The 6,204-nt window shown below is 46.0% G+C and carries 6 protein-coding genes; 2 read left to right on the forward strand and 4 right to left on the reverse strand.

What is annotated here, in order from left to right:
* Nucleotides 1–265 precede the first annotated feature (265 nt).
* On the forward strand, nucleotides 266–1,066 hold the full coding sequence (locus A1D16_RS20460; RefSeq protein WP_290713119.1) for a zinc-dependent peptidase: 801 nt from the start codon (nucleotides 266–268) through the stop codon (nucleotides 1,064–1,066).
* On the opposite strand, the gene A1D16_RS20465 is transcribed toward A1D16_RS20460, so the two are convergent.
* Nucleotides 1,063–1,353 (reverse strand): SelT/SelW/SelH family protein, encoded by a 291-nt coding sequence (locus A1D16_RS20465; protein WP_290713122.1) that lies wholly within the window; start codon nucleotides 1,351–1,353, stop codon nucleotides 1,063–1,065. The genes A1D16_RS20460 and A1D16_RS20465 overlap by 4 nt on opposite strands.
* Before the next feature lie 47 nt (nucleotides 1,354–1,400).
* On the opposite strand from A1D16_RS20465, the gene A1D16_RS20470 reads away from it, so the two are divergent.
* On the forward strand, nucleotides 1,401–2,201 hold the full coding sequence (locus A1D16_RS20470; RefSeq protein ID WP_290713125.1) for an MOSC N-terminal beta barrel domain-containing protein: 801 nt from the start codon (nucleotides 1,401–1,403) through the stop codon (nucleotides 2,199–2,201).
* On the opposite strand, the gene A1D16_RS20475 is transcribed toward A1D16_RS20470, so the two are convergent.
* The 3 genes from A1D16_RS20475 to A1D16_RS20485 all read right to left on the reverse strand — a co-directional run.
* Complete coding sequence (locus A1D16_RS20475) at nucleotides 2,188–2,547, reverse strand: hypothetical protein (protein WP_290713127.1); 360 nt, start codon at nucleotides 2,545–2,547, stop codon at nucleotides 2,188–2,190. The genes A1D16_RS20470 and A1D16_RS20475 overlap by 14 nt on opposite strands.
* A 25-nt stretch (nucleotides 2,548–2,572) precedes the next feature.
* Nucleotides 2,573–3,652 carry an FAD-dependent oxidoreductase gene (locus A1D16_RS20480; RefSeq protein WP_290713130.1) on the reverse strand — a complete coding sequence of 360 codons (1,080 nt, stop codon included), beginning with the start codon at nucleotides 3,650–3,652 and terminating at the stop codon, nucleotides 2,573–2,575.
* A gap of 5 nt (nucleotides 3,653–3,657) precedes the next feature.
* Nucleotides 3,658–6,204: alpha-2-macroglobulin family protein (locus A1D16_RS20485; protein WP_290713133.1), on the reverse strand; the 2,547-nt coding region annotated here is incomplete at its 5' end.

Raw genomic sequence — 6,204 nt, forward strand, 5'->3', positions numbered from 1 at the left:
GCTTAACCAGGACCCACTGGAGTTGATGACCGTAAAAGCCGTCTGATTTCCTTCCATTCGTCGAAAAACCCGTTTTTACAGGAATTTAAGAGCAAAACGCTTTTATTCTTCAAATTCAAAGTTTAACTTGTGCTTAATTAAGCCCAAACTCGAGCCGTCGAGTCTTTAATCCGTACCAGTCTCCTCTCCGAAAGGCCCATCGTATCCATTTCTGTGTTGAACCAGCAAGACAATTTCGATTTTCTTACCCGTAAAGTTGACCCTTATGGAAATCGTTTTCATTTGTTTGCTGGTGTTCAGTGCGGTCTTTTTGTTTGACTTACTGAACAATCGCTGGCAATATTTTTTACTCCATCGCCGCCGGAAAGGCTTTGAACTGCATGAGGCTCAGTTCAGGAAGCTGATTTCCTCTAACATTCGTTATTTTAATAAGGTGGATGAAGCCACCCAGCAAAAGTGGCTGTATCGGGCCTACCTGTTTTTCCGCTCTAAGAAGTTTCATTATGTAGGAGTGGAGAAAAAAGAAGAAATGCCCATCCTTATCAGTGCCACTGCCGCCCAATTAACGCTGGGATTGGATAATTTTTCGCTGAATTATTTTCGCGATATCTATGTACTGCAGCACGATTATCATTACGGGCATTATTCCCTGCCATTTATGGGGCATGTAGATAGTTCCGGTATCTATCTTTCCTGGCATAATTTCCTGGAAGGTATCCGAAGTGCGCACGATAGCAGTAATGTTGGATTACATGAAATGGCACATGCGTTAGCCTATGTGAATTTTATTACCAAAACCGACGAAGACCGTCATTTTAAAAAAGAATTTCATAATTTTTCCAAGGTAGCCCGTCCTATTTTTCAGGATATGCAACGCGGACGCAAAACCATTTTAGGAGAATATGCCGCCACCAATTACCATGAATTCTGGGCTGTTAGCGTAGAAGTGTTTTTTGAAAACAGTGTGCGCTTAAGGCATGATCTTCCGGAGTTATACGACGCGATGGCCAGGCTGCTCCGCCAGGATCCTTACAGGATTTTGCTGAGCCGGCTTCTTGCCGCTTAGTGTGGTGCTGCTGACCGATCTGAATGCCCCAGTGATTTTCCTGGTGCTATTTTGTCGCGCACCAATTGCTTGAGTACTTTGATTTCGATAAAGCCTCCTTCTCGCTTGCGATCAAAAATGGCTTCGTCCTGGAGGGAAATTGTGAATCGTCCGGCTATTTCACTCGGGCGCAGCGCTACTTCTTCCAGTTCCTGCTCAAAACTGGTTAATAATTCCTGTGCCATATAGGCTGCACGCAGGAGCCAGTGACATTTCGGACAGTATTCTATCGTAAGGCGGGCTTTCATGGTAAATCAATTCAACCAAAGGTAAGCGCAGTTTAGTATTTTGCAGTATGGCCAGCATCAGCGGATTATTTATTTATCCCATTAAATCATTGGGTGGTATAGAGTTGGATACCGTATGGGTAACCGACCGTGGTTTTGAATACGACCGCCGCTGGATGCTGGTGGATGCCGCCGGTAGGTTTCTTACCCAGCGGGAATACCCTAAAATGGCCTTGTTGCAGGTTCAATTGGAGGGAGATCAGTTACTGGTATACCATAAAACAAAACCAGCGGAATCTTTCCGAATTCCGATGGCAGCCCCCCCGGCATCTCCTGAATTAATCGTTCAGATCTGGGAGGATACGGTACCTGCGGTGTCCGTTATGGAAGCCGCAGATCACTGGTTTTCCCGACAGCTCGGCATGGATTGCCGGCTGGTTTATATGCCCGACAGCAGCCGACGGGAAGTGGATCCGCGGTATGCAGCTAACAAAGAAATTACCAGTTTTTCCGATGCTTACCCCATTTTACTGATCGGGCAGGCTTCTTTAAACGACATGAATACCCGGCTAGAGCGGCCTGTTCCGATGAACCGGTTCCGTCCTAACCTGGTGGTGGAAGGGTGGGCGCCTTACGAGGAAGATTGGGTCGGTACATTTAAAGCAGGTACGATACTTTTTAAAGCAGTAAAACCCTGTGCCCGCTGTGTATTAACTACCATTGACCAGGATACAGCAGAGAAAGGAAAAGATCCTTTAGCTACACTGGCCGGGTACCGTACCCAGCAGAAAAAAGTAGTATTTGGCCAGAATCTGCTGCATAACGGCCAGGGATACCTGCAAAAAGGAATGGAACTTATTTCTTCCTGATTTCTATCAAATAATACCAGGCAATGGTTAGCATACCCAATCCAAAGGGTATGGCGGTATAGTAGCGGAAATGATCCGGCGTTTCATAAAATTCCAGCACCATCCAGGAGCAATTGGCAATTATCCAAAACAATACCGCCAGGTTATGAAACAATTCCGATTTGATATTTCTTGTCTGGTAGGTTATAAGTATAGCCACCGTAAGGGTTGGAAAAATCATGACCATACCGATGGGTTTCCAGAGCAATGCCCAGCTCATGTCTTTCAATAGCCAGAATACAATGTGCAGGTTTTCTATCCGGCGAAACCGCTCCGGAATGGTATACATACTGGGTTTGCTTGCCATGCAGCGTAAAATTTCAGCGGCAAAGTTAGGGGCTGAGCAGTCTCGAAAATCGGTTGATATGCGCTTCTGGCAGAATCTGACCTCCTTCCGCAATAGCCTGGGCCAGCTGTTTGCCGAAATAGGGCGCCAGGGAACATCCCTTAGTGCCTGTGCCGTTTAATATACCAATGACCGGGAAATGTGGGTGCATTCCTACAAAGGGACGCCGTTCGAGGTTTGCCGGGCGTATACCTGCCCAATGATGCAGGGTGGTAAAGGGTAACTTTATCCAGTTACGAACCAGTTGCTCTGTGCGTTCTCTGAATTCGGGGGTTGGAGCTACCGTGGTAAAATCATTTTCATAGGTAGAGCCTGCCCAGAAATAAGCCGCATTGTACTCACCTTCAATACTTGGATAAGGGACCAGGCTGATCCCTTTTTTGTAAATGGCTCCTGCGGGCATGCCGGGGATCTCCAGCAATAAAGCCTGCCCTTTATTCGGTGCAAAAGGGAGGCGGTTAAAATAAGGCAGGTCCATGCCCTCAATGCCATCACAGTAGATGATCCGGTTTGCCTTAATATCGCGGTATTCAATACCTTTTTCTGAATACATCAATGCAGCAGGTTCGAACCGTTCTGTCAGCAGGCGCTTTTGCCCGATCAGGTATGCTTTCCAGCGGCTTAATAAAAGAAACAGGTTAATTAATAAGGCAGGCTGAATACTTCCCAGTCCATAGGGACTTTCCATAAACCGGTTCCAATAATCTTTGTCCGCAGGGGTTTTAAGGTACTCTCCGAATTCGGGTAATCTTGCATCAAAGGCTTCTTTCATTTGCTGGCTGGGAAAACTATGCAGGATCCTGGTAGACTGTATGCAATCGATACCTAGTTCTTTGCCGAGTTCTGAATAGGCGTCCATCGCAAAGGGAAGCAGTGTATCTGCCATCCATGTTTTTGCCAGAATCCTGCCTGTAACCGGGTTGATTACACCCGACGCAATGCGGGAGGAACTGTTGGTTTTTCCTTCATCAATAATTAAATAATCATGGTTGTACTGCTCTAACCACCTGCTCAGCCAGGTACCACAAAGTCCCTGTCCAATGATCAGGGTATCAATATGCCGCATCCTTTTTAGTTTGCTTCGATGTTTAATTTAATTCCTTCGGTATGGCTGGTGAATTCCGGGGCATACATACACTGAATGGTACTAATGCCGTTACTGAATGTTCCTGCATGTGAAACAAACAGGGAATATTCCAGCACATGATTTCCTTTGGGAAGATACTGAATGAAGAAATTAGTACTTGCATCGCGGGTGCTTTCGTAATATCCCAACGATCCTTTCCAGCGATAGCCGCTTAGTACATTGGTTGGTTCCAGTGATGAGGCCCGCATGTCTTTTACATGCACGTATTCCATTTGCCGGTCTGTGCTGATTTCAAGGCGCACAACCAGTTTGTCACCGACCTTCAGCGTGTTTCCTTCCTGAATAGCTTCCAGCACCGGGCCCTTATCCGTAAGTTTTTCAACCAGTACCTGTTTATTAACAGCCAGGGCAGTTTTTGCGGCCGTGATGTTTTCAAGGTTGTCGAAATATTGCCAGTAAACAGCACCCCAAACCGGAACATTGGCGTTGGGAGCCTGGGCTTGTTCCACATTAATTTTTATAGCGCCCATTTCAGGAAATACGGCAGTTCCAGGAATGATTTTTTGGTAGTACCCCGTTCCTGCTTCTTCCCGGGTAGCTGTTACCGTTGTAATATTACCCAGTTTTACACTGATTTTGGGTTGGGCTTCCAGCCAGTTACTACCCTGTAATAAAAGCGCATAACAGGCATCTGCAGTTGCTTTGGTAGTACTCCAGCGATTGGTTTGTTTATTCAGTAATAACCATGCTTTCATTTCATTGATGGTGGTAGCAGGCTGTTTCAATTCCTGGAACAATTCAATCATCAGGGCCTGTGTTTCAATGGGAGCTTCCTGCCAGTAATAACCACCCGTATTAGCTTTCCAGTACATGCCTTTATCTGCTGATTTAATGGCTGTTTGCTGTAAGGATCTGAGGATACCTGTAGCTGTTAGCTTATCGCCGGTACGGTGTAAGGCAAGGGCAATCATTGCTTTAGATAAAAGATTTCCTTTTATCCAGAGAGACTGGATTTCCTTACGGTAATGGTTAGCTGCAAGTACATATTCTCCACTTAAACCTGCACTGCTGAAAAAGCTGCGCATATAATGATACTGTACGGCAAAATAATTCAGATAGCTGGGTTCTTTGGCTGCTTTATCACGTTTATTATAATCTTCTACCAGTCGCTGATCGGCATATCGGAGCCCCGAGCTCACAAGGGGCGCAAATATTCCGTAGTCTGCACCAATTATTCCCAGCTTTTGTAAGTGCCCGATACCGGTTAAAATGTATTGGGTAATATAGCGGTCGTCGGGGCCACCTTTGAACCAACTAAACCCACCATTCGAACTCTGCATCTCCTTCAGTTTGGCAATAAGTTTGGCCGCTTCCTGTTCCAGTTTGCTGGCGTCAAAAAGCAACAGCAGCCGTTTTTTCTGTTCTGCTTCTGATTTTGCTTCCAGTACCCAGGGTGTTTCTTCCAGCAGCACCTGCTTAAGTTGCTCGTTTTTTTGCAGGTTACTCAAGAAAGCAGTGCTGTCTTTCTGCTGCCATTCGAGCAAGATTTTTTTGATGCGGGGTGCAGCTTTCAGCAAATGATCGGCAATCAGGTATCCGTATAAGCGGTTGAAACTTTGTTCAGCACATTCATAGGGGTATTCTGTGAGATAAGGTAGCGACTGTATAGCGTACCAGGCTGGATTTGCCGAAAACTCAACGGTCAGGGATTGGTTGCTGAGCGTTTCACTGTCCTTGCTATTTATCAGTTTGGTGAGTGGAACATCTTTGCTGCTGGAACCGTTGATGAAAAATGGAATAGCTTCGGTGACCAGTTGCCGGTTGCTCAAAACCGGCAGGGTAGAAGACTCTCCGTCTGTTTTTTCCCCTACACGGGCAATAATTTTCCAGGTAAGCGCCCGATCAAACTGGTAGGGCACTTCTACCGGAAACCGAACCAGTTCAGTGGATTTGGCGGCCACCGTAAAGTATTGATTGGGAAAGAAATTCCGGAACCAACCATCTACAGGTTGATTAGTGGTGGCATCTATCAATTGGAGCTCTGCCTGGCCGGTAACTTCCTTATCTGTAAGGTTTACCACTTTTGTGGTAATTTCCATTTTATCGCCTTCTCGCAGAAAGCGGGGCATATTGGGTTGCACCATCAGGTCTTTCTGCGTAATTATTGCTTGTTGCAGATACCCCATGGCCAATGATTTCGTATGTGCAAACAACTGCCATTTCCAGGTTGTTACCGATTCCGGCATAGTAAAACTGAAACTGAACAGTCCGTTGGAATCGGCAGAGAGTTGTGGAAAGAAAAAGGCTGTTTCATTAAAGTTGGTGCGGAGTGCCGGAGCGGTTGGCGCAGTAACTGGTAAATCAGCAGAATCTAGCTTGCTCTGTTGATCTCCTGTTACAAATAACTCTTCTCCTTTTACAACGCTTGCCGAGCCGGTGACGGAAGTTTTCTTTTGGCTGATATAGCCAGATACAACTACTTCATCCATTTCGCCTTCTTTTTGTTCCCGGGGTGCAGCAGAGGGTAATTG

This window comes from Flavihumibacter sp. CACIAM 22H1 (assembly GCF_001601815.1).
Lineage (GTDB): Bacteria > Bacteroidota > Bacteroidia > Chitinophagales > Chitinophagaceae > Flavihumibacter.